Here is a 21,292-nt window from a genome sequence, read left to right as displayed (position 1 = left end):
TGTCGGTGGGGCCCTGTCGGCGTGGTCAGCGGGTGTCGACCGCGTTCTCGGCGGCCTCGGCCCATTCCTTCCACTGCATTGCCTGCGCGCGGGCCTTCTCGGCGTCCTTCGACTTGCCCGCGGCGTCGGCCTTCGCCGCCTGTACCTCGAAATCGTCCACCCGCACCCAGAACTGGGCGGCGCGGGCCTTGGCCTCCGGGTCGGTACGCCGCCATTCGGCGTCGGCCGCGTCGGAGACGGACTTCTCCAGGGCCCGGATCCGTCCCTCGAGCTGCCCCATCCGCTCCCGCGGGACCTTGCCGATCTCCTCCCAGCGGGTCTGTAGCTCCCGGAGCGCGGAACGGGCCGCCTCGAGGTTCTTGTCCGGGTCGATCCGGCCCGAGAACTCGGTGAGCAGCGCCTCCTTGGCGTCCGCGTTGCCCTCGAACTCAGCGTCACGCTCGGCGGCCGCGGCGTGGCGGGCATCGAAGAACGTGTCCTGGGCCGCCTTGAAGCGCTTCCACAGGGCGTCGTCGGCCTCGCGGGGAGCGCGGCCCGCGGCTTTCCACTCGTCCATGAGGCGCCTGAACGCGGTGGCCGTGTCGTTCCAGTCGGTCGAGTCCGAGATCGCTTCGGCTCGTTCGACCAGCTCCTCCTTGACCCGCTTGACCGAGGCGCGGGTGCGGTCGAGTTCCGCGAAGTGGGAACCACGGCGTCGGTTGAACGCCTCGCGGGCCTTGGAGAAGCGCTTCCACAGGGCGTCGTCGGTCTTGCGGTCGATGCCGCGAATGGTCTTCCACTCGTCGAGGATCTCCCGGAGACGATCGCCGGCGGCCTTCCACTGGGTGGACGACTCACCTATCTCCTCCGCCTCGACGGCCAGCGCCTCCTTGCGGGCGATCGCGGTGGCGCGCTCCTCGTCCTTGCGCTGGCGTGCCTCGACCTCGACCGCGCCGGAGCGCTCGACCACAGTGGCGAGGCGGGCCGCGAGGGCGTCGAGATCTCCCACGGCCGCCGCGGACGGGAGCTGCTCGGCGAGGGCCTCGGCGGAGGCGCGGGTCTTCCGCGCGTCCTGCGGGTGCGAGTCGAGTCGCGCCTCGAGGAGCGAGACCTCCGCGACCAGGTCGTCGTACCGGAGACCGAAGTGGGCCAGGCCTTCCTCAGGCGCACCCGCCTGCCAGGAGCCGACCTGGCGTTCGCCCTCGGAGGTCCTCACGAACACGGCGCCGGAGTCGTCGACCCGGCCCCACTCGGACGGATCCGACGCCCGGACGATGCGTGACTCGGGGGCCGCCACCGGTCGAGGTGCCACCTTCCGGGCCAGCGCGGCGGGGGACGGTGCACCGGGACGCGGGCCCGGGGTCGGCGTGGGGGTCGGTGCGGAGGTTCCGGGGTTCGCCTCCCCGGGGGTGGTCGGTGACTGGTCGCTCATCTGGTCCTCGTTTCGTCCTGCCGCGTGACACGGCACCATCGCCGGAATCCCACCGGTCGTCGCCTCGCCGTCCCGGTGAGGGGTCGGCATCCTCCTAGTGTGTACCAACCGCCGCCCGGACGCCGGGGTATCCCCAGCGAGTCCGACAGAGTCCCGGGACGGTGCTCCTGCGGAGGTCAGTAAGGTGCTCCGTGTGAGCACCCCTGTCGTCCTGGTACCCGGCGCGCCGGTTCTGGTGCCCGAACTGTCCGGACAGGCGGCCGCGGAGAGCGCCGTCCAGGTCGACGCCGCGCTGGATCTCCTCCGGACGGCCTCGTCCGGCTGTGACCGGGTGTTCGTTCTCGGCTCGGATCCTGCGGGGCGGTCGGTGGGTGACGTCCGTTCCTCGCTGTCGAGGTGGGGGTCGGCGGTGCAGGTCGGGCGTTCCGGCGCGGTGGAGGCCGGGTACGAGGATGTCCCCGACGCGGCCCTGATCGCGTGGTGGCTACTCGACCGGGCCGGGATCGACACACCCCGGTCGTTCGCCGACGTCAGCGGCGGTGGCCGGGTCTCCCTCCCCCTTGGGCGCGACACCCTCGTGGTCGTCGTGGCGGACGGTCCCGCCTCTCTCACCCCCCGGGCACCCGTGCCCGAGGACCCGCGCGGCGTCGCCCTCGACTCGGATCTCACCGAGTGGCTGCGGCGCGGTGGCCCACTGCCTGATCCCGGTGAAGCGGTGGCGGAGGCCGTGGGGTGGTGGAGCCGACCCGCGTGGCTCGAGCTGGCCGGGATGGTCGAGCAGAGGTCTGCGGTGGAGTCGGTGTCCTGGGCGCCGTTCGGGGTGGGGTACCACTGCGCTCGCTGGGACCTCTCGTCGTCGTCGGAGGGCCAGGGTCAGGGAGGTCACGGGTGAGCGGCCCCGCACCGGTCGCGGTGGTGGGCCCGACCGGCACCGGGAAGTCCGACCTCGCCCTCGATCTGGCGCAGCGGCTGGGCGGGGAGGTGGTCAATTGTGACGCCATGCAGCAGTACCGTGGCATGGACATCGGCACCGCTAAACTCCCGCCGTCCCTCCGACGTGGGATCCCGCACCACAGGCTCGACGTCCTCGAGGTGACCGAGACCGCGAGCGTCGCCGACTTCCGTCGTGAGGCCGAACGCGAGATAGCAGAGATCCGGGGGCGAGGTCTCGTGCCGATCCTGTGCGGCGGGTCGATGATGTACATCCAGGCCCTGGTCGACGGTTGGTCCATCCCCGACACGGATCCCCTGGTCAGGGCACGCTACGAACGGCGCCTCGAGGAGATCGGGGTCCAGGCTTTGCACGCCGAGCTCGCCCGCGCGGATCCCGAGGCCGCTCGGACGATCTTGCCGACAGATCCCCGCCGGACTGTTCGGGCCCTGGAGGTGGTGGAGCTGACCGGACAGCCGTTCTCCGCCTCGAGACCGACGATCGGCGCACCTCGGTGGGGCACGCGGCTGCTGGGACTGCGGTGCGCGCTTCCCGAGCTCGATGACCGACTGGACGCCCGCACGGGGCGGATGTTCGCCGACGGGCTGATCGACGAGGTGCGTGGGCTCGTCGCGCTCGGACTGCTCGAGGGCGTGACGGCCCGGCGCGCCATCGGGTACGCGCAGGTTCTCGACGAGATGGACGACGAGCTCAGGATCGACGACGAGGGGGTGGCCCGCGCCCGGGAGCGCACCGTGATCGGCACCCGCAGGTACGTGCGCAGGCAGCGGTCGTGGTTCGGGCGTGATCACCGCATCAGGTGGATCGACACCGACACCCGCCGGGTCGACGGCACGCCCCGCTTTGGACGGACCCCTGTGGAGACCGCACTCGAACTCCTCGGTGAGGCTCCGCGATGAGCGCGTCGAACCCTGGCCGCGGCCGCGTCCAGTCGGTCGACCGGGCGTTCGCACTCCTCGACTCGTTGGCCCGCCGGGGCGGCCGCGCGTCCCTCGGGGAGTTGTGCGCCGACACGGGGCTGGCCGCGGCCACCGTGCACCGGCTGTGCGGGACCCTCGCCGAGTCGGGTCACCTCCGCCGGGATGCGCGCCGCGACTATCTGCTCGGCCCCCGGTTGCAGCGGATCGGCGAGATCGCGGGGCGGGCCACGTGGTCGTGGGTCCAGCCGGTGCTCGCGGCCGTGGTCGACGGGACCGGCGAGACCGCCAACCTCGCCGTTCGTGAGGGGGACGGTGTCGTGTACCTCGCCCAGGTCCCGTCGCCGCACTCGATGCGGATGTTCACCGAGGTGGGTCGTCGGGTGCACGTGCACTGCACGGCGGTGGGGAAGGCGTTGATCGCCCGGGACGACGACGACGAGGTCCGCGCGATGCTGGAACGGACCGGCATGCCCGGGTACACCGATGCCACGATCGTCGACCCGGGCCGGTTGCTCGACGAGCTCGCCCACATACGCCGGGTGGGGTTCGCCACCGACGAGTCGGAGCAGGAGGAGGGCGTCCGCTGTGTCGCGATCACGGTGGGGGTCGGGGACGCCGCGGTCGCGGTGTCCGCGTCGGGGCCCGAGGCGAGGTTCACCGAGGAGCGCCGCGACGCCGCCGTCGGTGTCCTCAGGGCGGCCGTCGCGGACCTGCACCCCTGACGCCGGGCGGCACCAGGGTCAGACGCCGGGCGGTACCAGGGACGACGGAATCCGCTACCCACCGTCCGGATTCGCTACCCTTCGACGGGTAGCGGATGCCGCACGTGGGTAGCGGATTCGGTTCTAGGGGAGGCCGGACTCCTACAGTCCGTTGGCGGCCTTGAACTCGCGGCGGCGGCGGTGCAGGATCGGCTCGGTGTAGCCCGAGGGCTGCCCGGTGCCCTCGAGGATGAGCTCGCGGGCGGCCTGCCAGGCGATGGACGAGTCGAAGTCCGGCGCCATGTTCCGGTACGCCTCGTCACCGGCGTTCTGCTGGTCGACGATCTCCGCCATCCGACGCAGCGAGTCCTCGACGTCCTCGGCCGTGATGATGTCGTGACGGATCCAGTTGGCGAGCATCTGCGAGGAGATCCGCAGGGTGGCGCGGTCCTCCATCAGGTTGACGTCGTGGATGTCCGGCACCTTCGAGACCCCGATGCCCTGTTCGACCCACCGGACGACGTAACCGAGGATGGTCTGGCACGAGTTGTCGACCTCCTCCTTCTTCTCGGCGTCGGTCCAGTTCGTGTCAGTCGCGAGGGGGACGCTGAGGATGTCGTCGACGCTCGCGCGCGGTCCGCCGGCGAGGAGCTCCTCTTGTCGGGACATCACGTTGACCCGGTGGTAGTGGGTCGCGTGGAGGGTCGCGCCGGTCGGGGACGGCACCCACGCGGTGTTGGCACCGGCCCTCGGCTGCCCGATCTTCTCGGCGAGCATCTCGGCCATGAGGTCGGTCTTGGCCCACATGCCCTTCCCGATCTGCGCGCGACCGCGCAGACCGCAGGCCAGGCCGGTGTCGACGTTGAAGTCCTCGTAGGCGGTCATCCAGCGGGCGGACTTCATCTCACCCTTGCGGATCATCGGGCCGGCCTCCATGGAGGTGTGGATCTCGTCCCCGGTCCGGTCGAGGAAACCGGTGTTGATGAAGACGACCCGATCGGTGGCCTCGGCGATGCAGGCGGCGAGGTTGACCGAGGTGCGGCGCTCCTCGTCCATGATGCCCACCTTGAGGGTGTTCTCCGGTAGCCCGAGGAGCGCCTCGACCCGGCCGAACAGCTCGGTGGTGAAGGCCACCTCGGCCGGGCCGTGCTGCTTGGGCTTGACGATGTAGATGGACCCGGTGCGGCTGTTGCCGCGCTCGTTGCCCGCGGCGATCCCGTGAATGCCGGCAAGCGAGGTGATCAGGGCGTCCAGGATGCCCTCGGGCAACTCGTTCCCCTCCGCGTCGAGGACCGCGGGGGTGGTCATCAGATGCCCCACATTGCGGACGAAGAGCATCGAGCGGCCATGGAGCCGGACTTCGCCGGACCCGTCGGGCGCGGTGAAGACCCGGTCGTCGTGGAGGACGCGGGTGAAGGTCTTGTCGCCCTTGCTGATCTCCTCGGAGAGGTCGCCCTTCATCAGGCCCAGCCAGTTGCGGTAGCCGTGGGTCTTGTCCTCGGCGTCGACGGCGGCGACGGAGTCCTCGAAGTCCATGATGGTGGAGACGGCGGACTCCAGGACCACGTCCTTGACGCCGGCGGTGTCGGTCGATCCGATCGGTGAGTCGGCGTCGATCTGGATCTCCACGTGGAGGCCGTTGTTGCGCAGGAGGACCGAGGTCGGGGCGGTGCCGTCGCCGAGGTAGCCGACGAACTGTGCGGGGTCGGCAAGGCCTGAGGTCGCCCCGTCGGCGAGTGTCACCTGCAGTCGGCCGTCGACCACGGTGTAGCCGGTGGTGCCGTCGTGACTGCCGGAGTCGAGCGGCGCGGCGTCGTCGAGGAACTCGCGGGCCCAGGCGATGACGCGGTCCCCGCGGACCTTGTTGTAGGACGACCCCTGCTCGGCCCCGCCGGACTCCGGGATCGCGTCGGTGCCGTACAGCGCGTCGTACAACGAACCCCACCGGGCGTTGGCGGCGTTGATCGCGAAACGCGCGTTCATGATCGGCACGACCAACTGGGGGCCGGCGACCGTGGCGATCTCGTCGTCCACGTTCCGGGTGCTGACCTGGACGGAGTCCGGCTCCGGGACCAGGTAGCCGATCTCCTGCAGGAACGCCCGGTAGGTGGCGGGGTCGATCGGGGCGGGGTTCTCGTGGTGCCAGGCGTCGATCCTCGACTGCAGATCGTCGCGGATGCCGAGCAGTTCGCGGTTGCGCGGGGCCAGGTCGGTGAAGATCTCGGAGACTCCCGCCCAGAACGCGTCGGGATCGACCCCGGTGCCCGGGATCGCCTGGGTGTTGACGAAGTCGTACAGGACCTCGTCGACCTGGACGTCGCCGACGGTGATGCGTTCGGACATCGATGCTCTCCTCAGATAGGGACCGTTCTCAGCTCCGACTCTAGTGCCCCCCTGCCGAGGGATCATCCGGGTTTTCCGCAGCGTGGAACGACGGTCGGGTTGGCTAGGATCTGGTGGCATGACCCCCGCACCTCCGACCGCTGCTCTCGACGGCCTCGCCTTTATCAAGGGGCACGGAACGCTCAATGACTTCGTGGTCCTGCCCGACGACCACGCAGAGGTGCACCTCGACGAGGAACTGGTGCGGGCCGTCTGCGACAGACGGGCCGGCCTCGGCGCCGACGGCGTGTTGCGCATCGCCACCGCCGGCGCACTTCTCGACCAGGGTGTCCTCGCCGTCCTCCCGGAGGGCGTCGACCCCGCGGACTGGTTCATGGACTACCGGAACGCAGACGGATCGATCGCGGAGATGTGCGGGAACGGGGTGAGGGTGTTCGCCCACGCCCTGGTGGCGACCGGCAGGGTCGGGGCCGGCCGGATCCCCGTGGGCACGCGATCAGGTCCCCGGCCCGCCGACGTCCTGGTCCATGACGGGAACCACGCCGAGGTCCGCGTGGACATGGGTGAGCCCGGCCTTCTCGGGGTCTCGTCAGTTGAACTCGGTGGCCGGGTGTACGCCGGCCTCGCCGTCGACGTGGGTAACCCCCACCTCGCGTGCGTGGTCCCGGGACTGGGGGTCGACGAGTTGCGCGAACTGCCGGTGCACGAGGCGCCGGTGTTCGACACCGGCTTCTTTCCCGCCGGCGTCAACGTGGAGATCGCGACCCCGCTCGCCGACGGACGGGTGTCGATGCGCGTCCATGAACGAGGATCCGGGGAGACGATGTCCTGCGGTACCGGGATCGTCGCCGCTGCCGTCGCGGCCCTCGCTGACGCCGGAGAGGCCACCGGGGACGTGGTGGTGTCCGTCCCCGGGGGAGAGGTCGCGGTGACCCTGACCGGCGCCGGTTCCACGCTGACGGGACCCTCCGCGATCGTCGCGGAAGGGTGGTACCGGCGTCCGGCACCCGTCCGCCGCACGGAGGCGTCCCGACCGGAATTGTGAGATGATGCCGGTGAATGACTATCGATGACACCGCCCCTGACCGGGCCACACGAGACCATGACCCTTCGGTCGGAGAATTCCAGCTCGAGGAGCGCTCCTCCCTGCGCCGGGTCGTCGGGTTGTCGACCGAACTCCAGGACGTCAACGACGCCGAGTACCGCCAACTCCGCCTTGAGCGGGTCGTTCTTGTCGGGGTCTGGACCGAGGGTACCGCCGCCCAGGCGGAGGCCGCGATGGCCGAGTTGGCGCAGCTCGCCGAGACCGCAGGCTCCGAGGTCTGCGACGCGCTGATCCAGCGCCGCGACAAGCCGGACCCCGCCACCTACATAGGTTCGGGGAAGGCCAAGACCCTGAAGGACGTGATCCTCGCGACGGGCGCGGACACGGTGATCTGCGACGGAGAACTCACGCCGGGTCAGCTCATCGCGCTCGAGAAGGTCGTCAACGTCAAGGTGATCGACCGCACCGCGTTGATCCTCGACATCTTCGCCCAACACGCGACCAGTCGTGAGGGCAAGGCCCAGGTGTCCCTGGCGCAGATGGAGTACATGCTCCCTCGCCTGCGCGGCTGGGGTGAGGCGCTCTCCCGGCAGGCGGGTGGCCGGGCCGGCAGCAACGGAGGCGTCGGACTCCGTGGTCCCGGTGAGACCAAGATCGAGACGGACCGCCGCCGGATCAGGGAGCGCACGGCGAGGCTGCGCCGTGAGATCAAGGGCATGAAGCAGGCCCGTGACACCAAGCGGCATCGGCGTCGCGCCACCCCTGTGCCGTCGATCGCGATCGCCGGGTACACGAACGCCGGGAAGTCGAGCCTGCTCAACCGCTTGACCGGCGCCGGCGTACTGGTCCAGAACGCGCTGTTCGCCACACTGGACCCCACCACCCGGCGTGCCGAGCTCCCCGACGGGCGGGTCGTGGTCTTCACGGATACCGTCGGATTCGTCCGACACCTCCCGACCCAGCTCGTCGAGGCGTTCCGGTCGACGTTGGAGGAGGTCGTCGACTCCGAGCTCCTCCTGCACGTGGTCGACGGTTCGGACGCCTTCCCTCTGCGCCAGATCGAGGCCGTCCGCACTGTCATCAACGACGTCGTGGAAGAGCAGAAGGCCGAGAGGCCGCGCGAACTCGTGGTGATCAACAAGGTCGATGTCGCTGACCCGGTGGTGTTGACGGAACTGCACCACGCACTGCCGGACGCGGTCTTCGTCTCGGCGGCGACAGGGGAGGGTTTCGACGAGCTCCTCGAACGAATAATGCGGGTGATCGCCTCCGAGGACACGGAGGTCACTCTCGAGATCCCGTTCACCAGAGGTGATGTGGTCTCCCGTGTCCACGCGGAGGGCGCCGTGGTGGACGAGGATCACACGAAGGACGGCACGAGGATCGTTGCACGGCTTCCGTCCTCCGTGGCGGGGGAGCTCGGGGAGTATCGGGTCCCCGGATCTCGTGACGGTGTCGCCTGACCCTCTCGACGGATCAGGCGACACCCGGTTCCGGCTGGCTCAGAGCTTGCGGAAGACCGTGACGACCTTTCCGAGGATCGTCGCGTGCTCCCCCGGAATCGGACTGAACGACGGATTGTGGGGCAGGAGCCACACCCCACTCGAATCCCTGCGGAAGGTCTTGACCGTGGCCTCCCCGTCGATCATCGCCGCCACGATTTCGCCGTTGTCCGCGACGTTCTGACGACGCACAACCACGTAGTCCCCGTCACAGATCGCGGCGTCGATCATCGACTCGCCGACCACTCTGAGCATGAACAGGTCCCCTGAACCCACCAGGTCGGAGGGGAGGGGGAAGACCTCTTCCACCGCCTGTTCGGCGAGGATCGGGCCGCCGGCCGCGATCCGCCCCAGGACCGGGACGTAGACGGGTTCCACGGCCCCGCTGGGTCGCGTCTCCTCCTGGGCGGGCGCACGTCGACCCCGGGACCGCTGCCCCGGGACGCCGTGGACGTCGACCGCCCGCGGCTTGTGCGGATCACGGGTCAGGAAGCCCTTCTTCTCCAGCGTCCGCAACTGGTGGGCGACGGAGGAGGTCGACTGCAGCCCGACGGCGTCACCGATCTCGCGGATGCTGGGGGGATAACCCCGGTCCTTGACCGTGTCGTGGATGTGCAACAGAACGCTCTTCTGGCGAGTCGTCAGGGCCTCGAAGTCGGGCTTGGGCATGTGGGGGTCCCTTCAGCGAATGGGTGTTCGACGTCGTCATCTGTGTACACCCTACTGCCCGTGGGGCGTGAGCGCCACACAGGTGTTCGAAGAAATGTCGCCGTGAATGTCGACTCTGTCGGACCCGCGTGATACAACTCTAGTCAGGTTCGGGTTCGAACAGATGTGCACAACAAGGCACACGGACGTGCGAACGATGTTCGCACACCGTATCGAGTTGGGAGTTCTCATGACCGTTATGGAGATGCAGCCACGATCGCGTCCCTCAGTGCCCTGGACGGAGGTCTGCGTGACCGATCATGACCGGCCCGTCTCGTCCAGGGTGCGACCCTGCCCTGACGCCGAGTTCCGCCCCGTCACCCGCACGCTCGACCGGCGGCGTCAGCCGGCCACGCGGTCGGTGGCGCCGGGGCGGCGAGTGCTCGTCAACCCCGCGTCCGCGGGAAGTGTCAGGGCATGCGGTAGCGAGGCGAGGTCGAGTGTGCCGGTGGTGGACGATGTGCCGACATGGGCATTGGTGGTCTGCGGAATCGTCTTCGGGATCCTGATGCTGCTGGCATTGGCACTCCTGGGCGGGCCCGCCTACGCGTGACCCTCGGTGTCGCCTCCTAGAATGAACCCGGGACGGCGGCCCGTCGCCCCCGCACCCCTGTCGGCTCCGGCCGGCAGACCGGTTCGGACCAGGTCGACGAATGGCGAAGCTGGAATGTACTGCCCCATATGTCACCACGAGGACTCACGGGTAATCGACTCCCGGTCGGTCGACGAAGGGCAGGCGATTCGGCGTCGACGCGAGTGCCCCGACTGCGGACACCGGTTCACCACTCTGGAGACCCCGTTGTTGACCGTTCTCAAACGCAACGGCGTGACCGAGCGTTTCAGCCGCGACAAAGTAGTCCGCGGTGTGCGCCGCGCGTGCCAGGGGAGGTCGGTCGACGAGGACGCGCTCCGGCGGCTCGCCCAGCAGGTCGAAGACGCCGTCCGGGCCGGCGGCGCATCTGAAGTCCCCGCTCACGAGATCGGACTGGCGATCCTGGGCCCTCTGCAGGATCTCGACGAGGTCGCATATCTGCGGTTCGCCTCGGTATACAAGCAGTTCAGTTCCGCTGCCGACTTCGAGAGCGAGATCATCGCCCTTCGCGAACGTCACGCCGCGCACTAGTGCACCCGAGAGTCTCACCTCGTCAGGCTCTGCGGACTATCCACGCGGTATTCCGCGGCACGGCGTTCGCCTAGCCTCAGTTCCATGCTTCGCGTAGTTCCGAGCGCCCTGCTCCTGGTGCTGTTCGTGTTCAGCGGGGCTGGTCATCGGACCGCATCACCCCGCGTTCGCGTGGGTGTTCTCAGTCGGTGTCGTCGGCATCCTGGGCGTCTCCGGCCACTGGCCTCAATCGATGGTCCCCCGGTGGGTGACCGCGACCACGCAGCGGACTATCGACCGTGGCGAGTCTTTGGGTATCCCTGGCTTACTTCGCACTCTGGATCGGGCGGGGTGGAACCGCGCCCTCGGGCGACGTGGCAGCGGGGTTCGCGGTCGAGCCGGCCTAGCGGTGATCCGCAAGGAGGCTACGCAGAGCCTTATCGCCCACGGGGTGGGCGCGGTTCTCCACCTGCTGGTGGCCATCGCGGTCGCCGTCGTGGGCGCCTGGTGGAATGCGGTGATCGTGCTGTCACTCGGTGTGCTGCTGCACCAGATCCCTGTCGCGATGCAACGGTACATAGTGGCGAGGATTGACCGGGTGGACCGAATGACACAGGCTCGGCGAGGAGAGAGCTGTCGGGATTCGTGACCGGTGCGGTGACTGGCTGCTCCCACGAATGGTCACTTCGTGTGGGCTCACCGCCCGGTCCGGCGGGCGAGCGCTGCGGCCACCGCCTTCTCGATCCTCTCGGCGGAGACCGGGCGCGCGGTTCCCAGAGACTGCGCGAAGAGGCCGACACGGTATTCGGCCAACATCCACCGGAGATCCCGGGAGGCCCGCGCCCCGCCCGGTCGGCGGCGGAGCGCCGCCGTCGCCTCCGCGACAGTGGCCTCCGACTTCTCCAACCGGGCGGCGAGCTCTCTGTACCTCGACGGCGATTTCTCCGCCAGGTCCAGCCTGAGGTCGATCGCCCTCACGTGACGCTCCAGTTGAGGGAGAACCTCCGCCGGGTGGCGGGCGAGGAATCCCTTGCCCACGAGGAAATCCAGAGCGGGCCGGACGTCGTCTGCGAGATCGCGTGGTACCTGGTCCAGCCGGGCGGAGACCGATTGTGCGGCGACCAGTGCCGGAAGAGCGGCGGAGATCGAGGCCGTGATGGCGGCCGGCGCCTCGGATCGGGCTCGCGCGAGCAACTCGTCGAAGTCGCGCACGGTGAGTACCGGAACTCCCTTCCGTCCGGCGATCAGCCGGCCGCACGCCGCCAGCGCCGCGTCCGAGACCAGTCCATCGGCACCCCCGTGGGGATACTGGGTGAGCGCGAGGCGTTGCTCGACCGGACGGCCCCGGACTATCGATGCCGCCGAGATCAGGTCCGCTGAGATCAGGGTCAGTACCGCGGTCGTCTGCGCGGCTCGCCGTTCTGCCTCGGTCGCACACGCGATCCGGTGGATGCCGTCGGGGCGGACCTGCAGCGCCGGGTAGACCGTCACCTCCACACCGTCGACCGTGCCGGTGATCGAGGGCGCCAGATCGCCTATCGTGTCCGCGGTCCACGCCCGATGAGGTCCGTCATCGGGAACGAGTCGGGAGTTGAGTGTGGCACGGACCTTGTCCACCAACTGACTGCGTAGTGCCCCCAGGTCCGTACCAGCCGCGACGACCTCCTCTCCGTCCACGACCTCGAATCGCATGCGCAGGTGGTCGGGAAGCTGTTCGGGGTGGAACTCGCGGGGTTCGACGGTCGTGCCGATGCGGGCCGAGAGCGCGGCGGCGAGCGCCACCGGGAGCGGTGCCGACCGCGGGGTGAGGTCGCCGGCCAGTAGCGCGGCGTACTCGGCGGGCGGGGAGCACAGACGTCTCAGGTACTTGGGGAGCGTCCGGAGCATCTCCGTGTACAGCTCCTCACGCAGGCCCGGTACGAGCCACTCGAAGCCGGACGTCGCGACCGAGGACAACTGGGGGAGAGGGATCCGCACTGTGATCCCGTCGGAGTCGACCCCCGGGTCGAATGAGTATCTGAGCTCGAATGTCCGCTCTCCCTGACGCCAGATCGGCGGGAACTCGGATGCGGCCGGAGCGGTGTCCGACGTGCGGATCTGCTCGGGGCGAAGACGCAGGTGGTCCGGATCCTCCCGGCCCTGCTTCCGCCACCACGATTCCAGGTGGCGACCGGAGGTGATGTCCGCGGGGAGCCGGTCGAGATAGAACCCGACCAGGGCGTCGTCGTCGATGACGAGGTCGCGGCGCCTGCTGCGGGTCTCCAGTTCCCGAGCCTGCTCCACGGCCACCGCGTTCTCCATGATCACCGGGATGCGGGTGGTCCATCGTCCCTCGACGATCCCGTGCCGGACGAGCATCTCCCGCGCGAGCGGTGCGTCGACCCGGGAGAGGAGGATGCGGCGCGCCTCGACCACGGGCAGCCCCAGGAGCAGCACCTTCTCATAGGCCATCGCCGCTCCCTGGGCGTCGGACCAGTGCGGCTCGGAGTACTGGGTGCGGACGAGGTGCCCCCCGAGTTGTTCGATCCACACCGGGTCGATGCGCGCGACGTCCCGGGCCCACAGTCTGGAGGTCTCGACCAACTCGGAGGCCATGATCCAGCGCGGCGGCTTGCGGGCGAGATCGGAACCGGGGAACACCTGGAAGCGGATACCGCGGGTGCCGCGGAACTCCCTGGTCTCCTCGTCCTTCATCCCGACGTTGGTGAGCAGTCCGGACAGGATCGCCTTGTGGAGGTCGTCCTCCGCGGCGTGGCCGGACGGCGGGTGCCAGCCCCGCTCGCGGCACATGCTGGTCAACTGCGCGGTGAGGTCCTGCCATTCACGGATCCGCAGCCAGTGCAGGTACTCGGCCTTGCACATCTTGCGGAACGCGCTTCCGGAGAGCTCGCGGCGCTGTTCGGTGAGGTAGCGCCACAGGTTGAGGTAACCCAGGAAGTCGGAGGACTTGTCGGCGAAGCGTCGGTGGAGCTGGTCCGCCTTGTCGCGCTCCTCTGCGGGCCGCTCGCGGACATCTTGCACCGTCAGGGCCGCGACCACCACCAGGACATCCCCCAGAGCGCCGTTTCGGTGGCCCTCCACCACCATCCGCGCCAGGCGCGGGTCGAGGGGGAGGGACGCCATGTCGCGGCCCACCCTGGTCAGGTGGGGCCGCTCGTCGTGGTCGAACCGGAGCGCCCCCAGCTCGGTGAGCAACGTCATGCCGTCTCGGACGGCCTTGCGGTCGGGCGGTTCGACAAACGGGAAGTCGTCCACGGCCCCCAGGTCGAGGTCGGCCATCGACAGGATGACCGACGCCAGGTTGGTGCGGAGGATCTCCGGGTCGGTGAACTCCGGCCGGGAATCGAAGTCGCCCTCCGAGTACAGGCGGATGCAGATGCCGTCGGCCACGCGGCCGCAGCGGCCGGCGCGCTGTGCGGCGGAAGCCTGTGAGATCGGTTCGATCGGCAGCCGCTGGACCTTGGTGCGGGTCGAATAGCGGGAGATCCGGGCGAGGCCGGTGTCCACGACGTAGCGGATCCCCGGGACCGTCACCGAGGTCTCCGCGATGTTGGTCGACAGGACCACGCGCCGTGTCGAGTGCTGACGGAACGCCCGTTGCTGCTCGGCGGCGGTGAGCCGGGCGAAGAGCGGGAAGATCTCGGTGCTCCTGAACCTCCGCCCCCGGAGCACCTCTTCGGCGTCGCGGATCTCGCGCTCCCCGGAGAGGAAGACGAGTACGTCACCGTCCCCCTCGGCCAGGAGCTCGCCGACCGCATCGGCGAGGGCGTCCAGGGGGTCGAGGTCGATGGTGCGGTCCGCGTGGTCGGCCTGGAGCGGCCGGTACCGGATCTCCACGGGGAAGGTGCGACCGGAGACCTCGATGACGGGGGCGGGGCGGCCCGCGGGATCCGCGAAGTGGCGGGCGAAACGGTCGGGGTCGATCGTGGCGGAGGTGATGATGAGTTTGAGGTCCGGCCGCCGGGGCAGGATCTGCCGGAGGTAACCGAGCAGGAAGTCGATGTTGAGACTGCGTTCATGGGCCTCGTCGATGATGATCGTGTCGTAGGCGCGCAGCAGCCTGTCCCGACGGATCTCGGCCAGCAGGATTCCGTCGGTCATCAGCTTGACCGCGGTGTCGGCGCCGGTACGGTCGTCGAAACGCACGGCCGAGCCCACCAGTCGGCCGGACTCCACCCCGAGCTCCTCGGCGATGCGCTCGGCGACGGACCGGGCCGCCAACCGGCGGGGCTGGGTGTGCCCGATCATCCCGCGCACCCCGCGGCCGAGTTCCAGACAGATCTTGGGGATCTGGGTGGTCTTCCCGGATCCGGTCTCACCGGCGATCACCACGACCTGGTTGTCGCGGATCGCCGCCGCGATCTCGTCCTTACGGGCGCTGACCGGCAGTTGTTCCGGGTACTCCGGGGTGGGAACCGACTCCGCGCGCCGACGCAGGCGAGCGGCGGCGGCGTCGATCTGCCCGCCCAGATCGTCCAGTTGGTCGGCGCGGGCCTTGCGGATCCGCGACCGGAGACGGTGGGCGTCGAGGATGCCGACGTCGTCGAGCCGGACCAGGAGATCGTGCCGGGCCCGGCGCAGTTCGGGGGCGGGCGCGGGAGACGTCGACATGGTGTCCGCCAGCGTATCGGGACCCGGTGTGGGGATCGATCCGGGTGTCAGGCCGGGCCACCCTCCCGGCGGGACTGGATGCGGGTGTAGCGCTGGTGCAGACGCTCCCGGATCTCCTCCGGCTCGTACGACTGCCGCCGACGTTCGGTCCGTGCGGCGAGGATCCCGGTCGCGGCCACACCGACAACCCCGGCCGCGCCGACCATCTTGAGCCACTGCCGTCCGCGGGGTGCCATGGCGTCAAGGGTAGATCCTCTCGGCGGGGCACCTGGCAGGATCGCACCATGAGTCTCGACACCGTCCCGCTGGCCGCCGCGGCCCACCGCACCAGGACAGGGGACCTGTGGTTGTTCCGTGGGCGCACGACCGCCGACCGCTTGATCCAGACCCTGACCAATTCCCCCGTGAACCACGTGGGGGTGGCGGTGGTCCTGGACGACCTGCCCCCGCTGCTCTGGCACGCGGAGATGGGCCGGGCGTTGACCGACGTGTGGACGGGGCGTCGGCAACGGGGAGTCCAACTCCACGACCTCGAGGCGGCGGTGCGTCAGTGGACGGGGCCCTACGGACAACGCGCGTGGTTCCGCCAGCTCTCCCCGGAGACCGGGTCCCCGCAGGAGGACGCGATCCTGGAGACGATCGCCCGCCTCAACGGCGTGTCGTTCCCGTCCGCGGGGCGGCTGACCGCACGGTGGGCCCGGGGTCGGTGGGCGGCCCGGGGACGCCACGCGCCCGATCGCGACGCCGACGCTGGGCCCGGGGCGGGACGGGGCGGCGGTGCCGGGGTGGGCAGCGGCGCCGGCGTCCCGAGGCTCCGGGGCGCCGGCCTCCCGTGGCGCCGACGTGCGGACACCGGGCCCGCACTCCGGGTGGAGGCCGCCTACTGCGCGGAGGTGGTCGGGATGACACTCGAGGCGATGGGTGTCCTGCTGCCGGCCGGCGACGCCAGTTGGTATGACCCCGGCCGATTCTGGAGCGGGGACGCGCTGCCGCTCGCCCCGGGATGGGACTACGGGCGGGAGGTCGCCGTCACCGTTCCCGGTGGAGAGAGCCGGGTTCGGTGAGCGGGAATCAACCGCCGAGGACCGCGGTGCTCAGGTCCTCCTCCGCGGCCTCGGGCGCCACGACCAGCAACTCGTCGCCGGGTTCGAACGGCACGTCGGGTTCGGGGGCGATCACCCTTCCCCCGCGGAGGATCGCCACCAGCGCCGCGTCACGGGGGAAGCGGACGCGCGAGACGGGTCTGCCCGCGAGGGGGGTCTGGTCCGGCAGCGTCACGCTCACCAGGTTGGCACCGCCGCGACGCAGGGTCATCAACCGCACGACGTCCCCGACGGAGACCGCCTCCTCGACGACGGAGACCATGAGTCGGGGGGTGGAGACGGCCACGTCGACGCCCCAGCGGTCGTCGAACAGCCACTCGTTCCGGGGGTCGTTCACGCGGGCGACCACGCGGGGCACGGCGAATTCCGTCTTGGCCAACAGGCTCACGACCAGGTTCGCCTTGTCGTCACCGGTGGCCGCGACCACCACGTCGGACTCCTCCGCCCGGAGTCGTTCGAGGAAGCTCAGTTCGCACGCGTCTCCGACGAGTTGCCGGGCACCGGTCACCCCGTCGCGGTCGAAGACGGCCGCGCGTTTGTCGACGAGCGTCACGGTGTGGTCGTTGGCCAGGAGTTCGCGAGCGATCGATCGTCCCACCACGCCGGCCCCGGCCACCAGGACCCGCATGGTGGAGGCGTGGAACGTGCGGGCGGGGGCGCGGCCCAGCAGGCCGGCCCCGTCGGCGTAGTCGGGGACCGAGCCGTCGGGGACGGGGTCGCCGGGTACGGGTCGGTCAGTCATCAGATGGTCCTCGCTCCAGGATGTCGTCGAGACCGTCGACCAGTCCCGAGGGGACGGCGAGGTGGATCAGGTCGTCGGCCTGCACGAGAGTGTTGCCGCCGGGTACCTTGCACTCCCCGAAGCGGGTGAGCGCGACCACGGTGCCACCGACCAGAGAGGCGAGAGAGGCCAGAGCGACCCCGACCCACACGGACGGAGGGACGACGGCGACAACCGACACCTCGCCGGTCTGATCCCGCCACACCACCGGGCTCGACCCGGAGGTGATGTACCGGATGAGGCGGCCGGTGACCCAGGGCACCGTGGCGACGGTGGGAATGCCCAGTCGCTCGTAGACCTCGGCGCGTCCGGCGTCGTAGATCCGGGCGATCACCCGCTCGACGCCGAAGGTCTCGCGGGCCACCCTCGCGGCGATGATGTTGGAGTTGTCCCCGGAGGAGACCGCCGCGAACGCGTCCGCCCCGTGGAGCCCGGCGTCCACGAGGACCTCGCGATCGAACCCGAGCCCGGTGACCGTACGTCCGTCGAACTGCTCCGCCAACCTGGCGAACGCGGCGGGGTCGCGGTCGATCACCACCACCTCGTGACCGCCCTCGTCGAGTTCGGTCGCGAGCGCCGCCCCGACACGCCCACAGCCCATGATGATGACCCTCATGGCGAGTACCGCTCCTCACGGTCCGCGACGCGCGGACCCGTGCGATCACGCTACCCTCGTCCGCCGCGCTGTCCCTGCGGCACGCGGAGCCCTACGATGTGTCGGTGTCCAGGATCTCCCGGGTCTCCGTAGGAACCAAGCGCCTGTTGTTGGGGCGCCCCTTCCGCAGCGACACCACCGGGGACACCCCGCTGCGCAAGCGGATCGCGTTGCCGGTCTTCGCCTCGGACGCGTTGTCCTCGGTCGCCTACGCCCCCGAGGAGATCTTCCTCATCCTGTCGTTGGCCGGGGTGTCGGCCCTGGCGTTCACCCCGTGGGTCGGGCTCGCGGTGGCGGTGGTCATGGTGGTCGTGATCGCCTGCTACCGGCAGAACGTCCGCGCGTATCCGTCGGGCGGGGGTGACTACGAGGTCGCCACCGTCAATCTCGGGCCGAACGCCGGACTCGGTGTGGGAGCGGCCCTGCTCATCGACTACGTGCTCACCGTGGCGGTGTCGATCTCGGCGGCGGCCGCCAACATCGGCTCCGCGATCCCGTTCGTGTACTCGAACGAGGTGGTGTTCGCCGTCATCGCGATCGTCCTGCTCACCGCGATCAACCTCCGGGGCATCCGGGAGTCCCGCGCGACGTTCGCCATCCCCGTCTACGCGTTCATGGCGGCCATGACCGCGCTGGTGGTGTGGGGGCTGTTCCAGGTCGGCGTCCTGGGTCGTGAGCTGAGGGCGGAGTCCGCGGACTTCGAGCTCGTCACACCCGACGGAGTGGCGGTCGCCGGGCTCGCGCTCGCGTTCGTGGTGGCCAAGTCCTTCGCCTCGGGCTGTGCCGCGCTGACCGGGGTCGAGGCCATCCACAACGGCGTGCCCGCGTTCCGTAGTCCCCGGGCCAGGAACGCCGCGACGACCCTGGTCATGCTCGGGGTGGTGTCCATCTCGTTCCTGCTCGGGCTCATCGTGCTGGCCAACCAGCTCGGGGTGCAGGTCGCGGAGGACCCGGCCGCGCAACTGATCGGTGCGCCGGAGGACTACCAGCAGAAGACGATGATCGCGCAGTTGGCCTACCCGGTCTTCGCGGGTCTCCCTGTCGCCTTCTACGTGATCATGACCATCACCGCCCTCATCCTGGTGCTCGCGGCGAACACCGCGTTCAACGGTTTCCCCGTGCTCGCCTCGGTGCTCGCGCGCGACAAGTACCTGCCGAGACAGCTCGCCACGCGCGGGGACCGGCTCGCGTTCTCCAACGGGATCGTCCTGCTCGCCGTGGCGGCGATCGTCCTGGTGGTGGCGTTCGACGCGCAGGTCACCGTGCTCATCCAGCTCTACATCGTCGGGGTCTTCGTGGCCTTCACCCTGAGCCAGCTCGGGATGGTCCGCCACTGGACCCGGCGACTGGGCAACGAGCAGATCCCCGCCGTCCGGCGGCGGGTGCAGCGCGCGCGGGCGGTCAACGCGGTCGGCTTCGTCCTCACCTCGGGTGTGCTCGTGATCGTCATGGGCACGAAGTTCTTCGCGGGTGCCTACATCGCGGTGCTGGCGATGCTGGCCGTGTTCGGGGTCATGAAACTCATCCACCGTCACTACGAGTCGGTCGCGCGCGAACTCGAGGACTCGTCCTGGGAGGTCGTCCTCCCGAGCCGCACCCACTGTGTGGTGCTGGTCTCCAAACTGCACCTGCCCACCCTCCGGGCCCTGGCCTACGCGCGGGCGACCCGACCGGACACCATCGAGGCGCTCACGGTGAACATCGAGACGGCGGAGACCCGGGTCCTGGTCCGCGAGTGGGAGAAGAGGCGGATCTCCGTGCCGCTCAAGGTGGTGGAGTCGCCGTACCGGGAGATCAACCGGCCGGTGGTCGACTACGTGAAGCGGTTGCGGGACCAGTCGCCCCGGGACGTCGTGATCGTGTACATCCCGGAGTACGTGGTGGGCCACTGGTGGGAGCAGCTCCTGCACAACCAGAGCGCGCTGCGACTGAAGACCCGCCTGCTGTACGAGAGGGGTGTCATGGTGACCAGCGTCCCGTGGCAGCTGTCGTCCTCGGACGGCCGCGCGGACCAGGCGCGCGACGAACCCATCATCGGGCGCTGGGGCGGACCGGAGGACCGATGACCCGGACGGAGAGAACCGACTGGACCGGGCGTGTGCTCCGGCTGCGCATCGAGGGCCCCGCGCAGGGGGGCGAGTTCGTGGCCCGGCACTCCGGACGCGTGGTGTTCTGCCGGGGCGGGATCACGGGCGAACTGGTCGAGGTCGTGGTCGAGGACGACCCGGGCCGAGCCTTCTGTCGCGGCACCGTGACCCGCGTACTCGAGAGGTCGGGGGATCGGATCGACCCTCTCTGCCCGGCTGCGGCGGCGGGGGCGGGGTGCTGCGACTGGAGCCACATCGACCCGGTGGCCGCCCGGGCGTTCTCGGGAACCATCCTGGCCGACCAGGCCCGCCGTATCGGACGGATCCACTCCACCCCCGATCGCGTTCCGGTCGAGGTTCCCGCCGCCGACGGCGCGAGCACCGGGTGGCGGACGGTGGCCCGGTGGGTGACGGGCGCCGACGGCGTGCCGGGCGTCCGACGGTCGCGGTCGCGCGAGGTGGTGACCGAACCCTGCGTCCAGGCGGACCCACGGATCACGGAGGCGGTCCGGACCGCGGGCGTGGGCCCGCACCGGGAGGTCCTCGGGGTCCTGGGGGACGACGGGGAGATCCACCTCGCTCACCGACCGGTCACCGAACCGGCGGGACGGGGGCGCGATCGCGGGTCCCGGAGGGGTGCGGCGACCCGGGCGCGGGCCCGGTCCTCCCGCGCCGGGGCATGGGAGCCCGTGACGGGTCCCCCCGTGGTCTCACGACGGGTGGGCGAGCGCACCTGGCAGTTGCCGGTCGACGCGTTCTGGCAGGCGCACAGATCCGCTGCCGCGCACTACTCCGATCTCGTCCGCCGCGCGGTGTCCGGTACCGCCGGGCTGCCGGCCGCGCCGGTGGTCTGGGATCTCTACGGGGGAGCGGGCCTGTTCTCCGCAGCGGTCCTCGACGTCGCCCCTCGCGCGCGACTGACCATCGTGGAGTCCTCACGTCCGTCTCTCGATGCGGTGGGGACCGCCCTCGACGTCGGCCCGGGGGTCGTCCCGGTGGGCGCGCGGGTCGAGACGTTCCTCGACCGGACGGGCGGGGGTCCCGAGCGGAACGGTGATCCCGATCTCGTCATCCTGGACCCGCCGAGGGGTGGCGCAGGGATCGACGTGATGGCCGCGCTCGCGGGCGGAACGGCGTCACGGATCATCCACGTGGGGTGCGATCCGGCCAGTCTGGCCCGTGACGTCGGGGTCCTGGTGACGGCCGGGTGGACGCTGACGGACCTGCGGGGGGTGGCCGCGTTCCCCGCGACGCACCACGTGGAGGGTCTCGCCGTCCTCGATTCCCCCCGTGCGCGCTGACCGACTCGGTGGCGCGCCCCGGCCGGTCGAGGCGCCGGCGGGGTCTCGCGCCGATTGCCCGTAGACTGGT

At 70.2% G+C, this 21,292-nt stretch carries 18 protein-coding genes; 11 read left to right on the top strand and 7 right to left on the bottom strand.

Annotation, left to right across the window (positions count from 1 at the left end):
- Positions 1-25: 25 nt before the first annotated feature.
- The gene (locus ABIE38_RS05140; RefSeq protein WP_354054324.1) at positions 26-1,411 is read right to left on the bottom strand and encodes a DUF349 domain-containing protein; all 1,386 of its coding nucleotides are present in this window, start codon (positions 1,409-1,411) and stop codon (positions 26-28) included.
- A 193-nt stretch (positions 1,412-1,604) separates the two neighbouring features.
- Between ABIE38_RS05140 and ABIE38_RS05135 the strand changes: the two genes are divergently transcribed.
- The 3 genes from ABIE38_RS05135 to ABIE38_RS05125 are packed head-to-tail and all read left to right on the top strand — an operon-like array spanning position 1,605 to position 4,005.
- Complete coding sequence (locus ABIE38_RS05135) at positions 1,605-2,303, top strand: class III extradiol ring-cleavage dioxygenase family protein (protein ID WP_354054323.1); 699 nt, start codon at positions 1,605-1,607, stop codon at positions 2,301-2,303.
- Positions 2,300-3,262 carry a tRNA (adenosine(37)-N6)-dimethylallyltransferase MiaA gene (miaA, locus tag ABIE38_RS05130; protein WP_354054322.1) on the top strand — a complete coding sequence of 321 codons (963 nt, stop codon included), beginning with the start codon at positions 2,300-2,302 and terminating at the stop codon, positions 3,260-3,262. The genes ABIE38_RS05135 and miaA overlap by 4 nt, the downstream gene beginning before the upstream one ends.
- Positions 3,259-4,005 (top strand): IclR family transcriptional regulator, encoded by a 747-nt coding sequence (locus ABIE38_RS05125; protein WP_354054321.1) that lies wholly within the window; start codon positions 3,259-3,261, stop codon positions 4,003-4,005. Before miaA ends, ABIE38_RS05125 begins: the two co-directional genes overlap by 4 nt.
- A gap of 141 nt (positions 4,006-4,146) precedes the next feature.
- Here ABIE38_RS05125 and ABIE38_RS05120 read toward each other — a convergent pair whose 3' ends face one another.
- On the bottom strand, positions 4,147-6,327 hold the full coding sequence (locus ABIE38_RS05120; protein ID WP_354054320.1) for a malate synthase G: 2,181 nt from the start codon (positions 6,325-6,327) through the stop codon (positions 4,147-4,149).
- 118 nt (positions 6,328-6,445) lie between these two features.
- On the opposite strand from ABIE38_RS05120, the gene dapF reads away from it, so the two are divergent.
- Both dapF and hflX read left to right on the top strand, forming a co-directional pair.
- Positions 6,446-7,372 carry a diaminopimelate epimerase gene (dapF, locus tag ABIE38_RS05115; protein ID WP_354054319.1) on the top strand — a complete coding sequence of 309 codons (927 nt, stop codon included), beginning with the start codon at positions 6,446-6,448 and terminating at the stop codon, positions 7,370-7,372.
- 14 nt (positions 7,373-7,386) lie between these two features.
- Positions 7,387-8,835, top strand: coding sequence for a GTPase HflX (hflX, locus tag ABIE38_RS05110; RefSeq protein ID WP_354054318.1), 1,449 nt, complete (start codon positions 7,387-7,389; stop codon positions 8,833-8,835).
- Positions 8,836-8,874: 39 nt separating this feature from the next.
- Here the strand turns inward: hflX and lexA are convergent, their stop codons facing one another.
- Positions 8,875-9,543 (bottom strand): transcriptional repressor LexA, encoded by a 669-nt coding sequence (gene lexA, locus ABIE38_RS05105; RefSeq protein WP_179525407.1) that lies wholly within the window; start codon positions 9,541-9,543, stop codon positions 8,875-8,877.
- A gap of 289 nt (positions 9,544-9,832) precedes the next feature.
- Between lexA and ABIE38_RS05100 the strand changes: the two genes are divergently transcribed.
- The 3 genes from ABIE38_RS05100 (at position 9,833) to ABIE38_RS05090 (ending at position 11,333) form a co-directional block, all read left to right on the top strand.
- Positions 9,833-10,135 carry a hypothetical protein gene (locus tag ABIE38_RS05100; protein ID WP_354054317.1) on the top strand — a complete coding sequence of 101 codons (303 nt, stop codon included), beginning with the start codon at positions 9,833-9,835 and terminating at the stop codon, positions 10,133-10,135.
- Positions 10,136-10,249: 114 nt separating this feature from the next.
- Positions 10,250-10,705, top strand: a complete 456-nt coding sequence (gene nrdR / locus ABIE38_RS05095; RefSeq protein WP_179525405.1) for a transcriptional regulator NrdR — start codon at positions 10,250-10,252, stop codon at positions 10,703-10,705.
- Between the two features lie 232 nt (positions 10,706-10,937).
- A complete protein-coding gene (locus ABIE38_RS05090; protein WP_354054778.1) occupies positions 10,938-11,333 on the top strand; it encodes a glycosyl-4,4'-diaponeurosporenoate acyltransferase CrtO family protein in 396 nt (131 codons plus the stop codon).
- A gap of 47 nt (positions 11,334-11,380) precedes the next feature.
- Here the strand turns inward: ABIE38_RS05090 and hrpA are convergent, their stop codons facing one another.
- Together hrpA and ABIE38_RS05080 are read right to left on the bottom strand one after the other, a co-directional pair.
- Entirely contained in the window at positions 11,381-15,295 is a 3,915-nt protein-coding gene (gene hrpA / locus ABIE38_RS05085) for an ATP-dependent RNA helicase HrpA (RefSeq protein WP_354054316.1), read from the bottom strand.
- Between the two features lie 47 nt (positions 15,296-15,342).
- Complete coding sequence (locus ABIE38_RS05080) at positions 15,343-15,531, bottom strand: hypothetical protein (protein WP_354054315.1); 189 nt, start codon at positions 15,529-15,531, stop codon at positions 15,343-15,345.
- A gap of 48 nt (positions 15,532-15,579) precedes the next feature.
- On the opposite strand from ABIE38_RS05080, the gene ABIE38_RS05075 reads away from it, so the two are divergent.
- Positions 15,580-16,359, top strand: coding sequence for a hypothetical protein (locus ABIE38_RS05075; protein ID WP_354054314.1), 780 nt, complete (start codon positions 15,580-15,582; stop codon positions 16,357-16,359).
- A gap of 7 nt (positions 16,360-16,366) precedes the next feature.
- Here the strand turns inward: ABIE38_RS05075 and ABIE38_RS05070 are convergent, their stop codons facing one another.
- Both ABIE38_RS05070 and ABIE38_RS05065 read right to left on the bottom strand, forming a co-directional pair.
- The gene (locus tag ABIE38_RS05070) at positions 16,367-17,026 is read right to left on the bottom strand and encodes a potassium channel family protein (protein WP_354054776.1); all 660 of its coding nucleotides are present in this window, start codon (positions 17,024-17,026) and stop codon (positions 16,367-16,369) included.
- Positions 17,027-17,132: 106 nt separating this feature from the next.
- Positions 17,133-17,795, bottom strand: a complete 663-nt coding sequence (locus ABIE38_RS05065) for a potassium channel family protein (RefSeq protein WP_354054313.1) — start codon at positions 17,793-17,795, stop codon at positions 17,133-17,135.
- 113 nt (positions 17,796-17,908) lie between these two features.
- On the opposite strand from ABIE38_RS05065, the gene ABIE38_RS05060 reads away from it, so the two are divergent.
- Both ABIE38_RS05060 and ABIE38_RS05055 read left to right on the top strand, forming a co-directional pair.
- On the top strand, positions 17,909-19,900 hold the full coding sequence (locus ABIE38_RS05060) for an APC family permease (RefSeq protein WP_354054774.1): 1,992 nt from the start codon (positions 17,909-17,911) through the stop codon (positions 19,898-19,900).
- A complete protein-coding gene (locus ABIE38_RS05055) occupies positions 19,897-21,222 on the top strand; it encodes a class I SAM-dependent RNA methyltransferase (RefSeq protein ID WP_354054312.1) in 1,326 nt (441 codons plus the stop codon). The genes ABIE38_RS05060 and ABIE38_RS05055 overlap by 4 nt, the downstream gene beginning before the upstream one ends.
- Positions 21,223-21,292: the final 70 nt, after the last annotated feature.

Source organism: Dietzia sp. 2505 (assembly GCF_040546785.1).
In the GTDB taxonomy this organism is placed as follows: Bacteria; Actinomycetota; Actinomycetes; order Mycobacteriales; family Mycobacteriaceae; genus Dietzia.
Note: the sequence above shows the minus strand (reverse complement) of the source record. Positions and strands in the feature narration are given on the sequence as shown.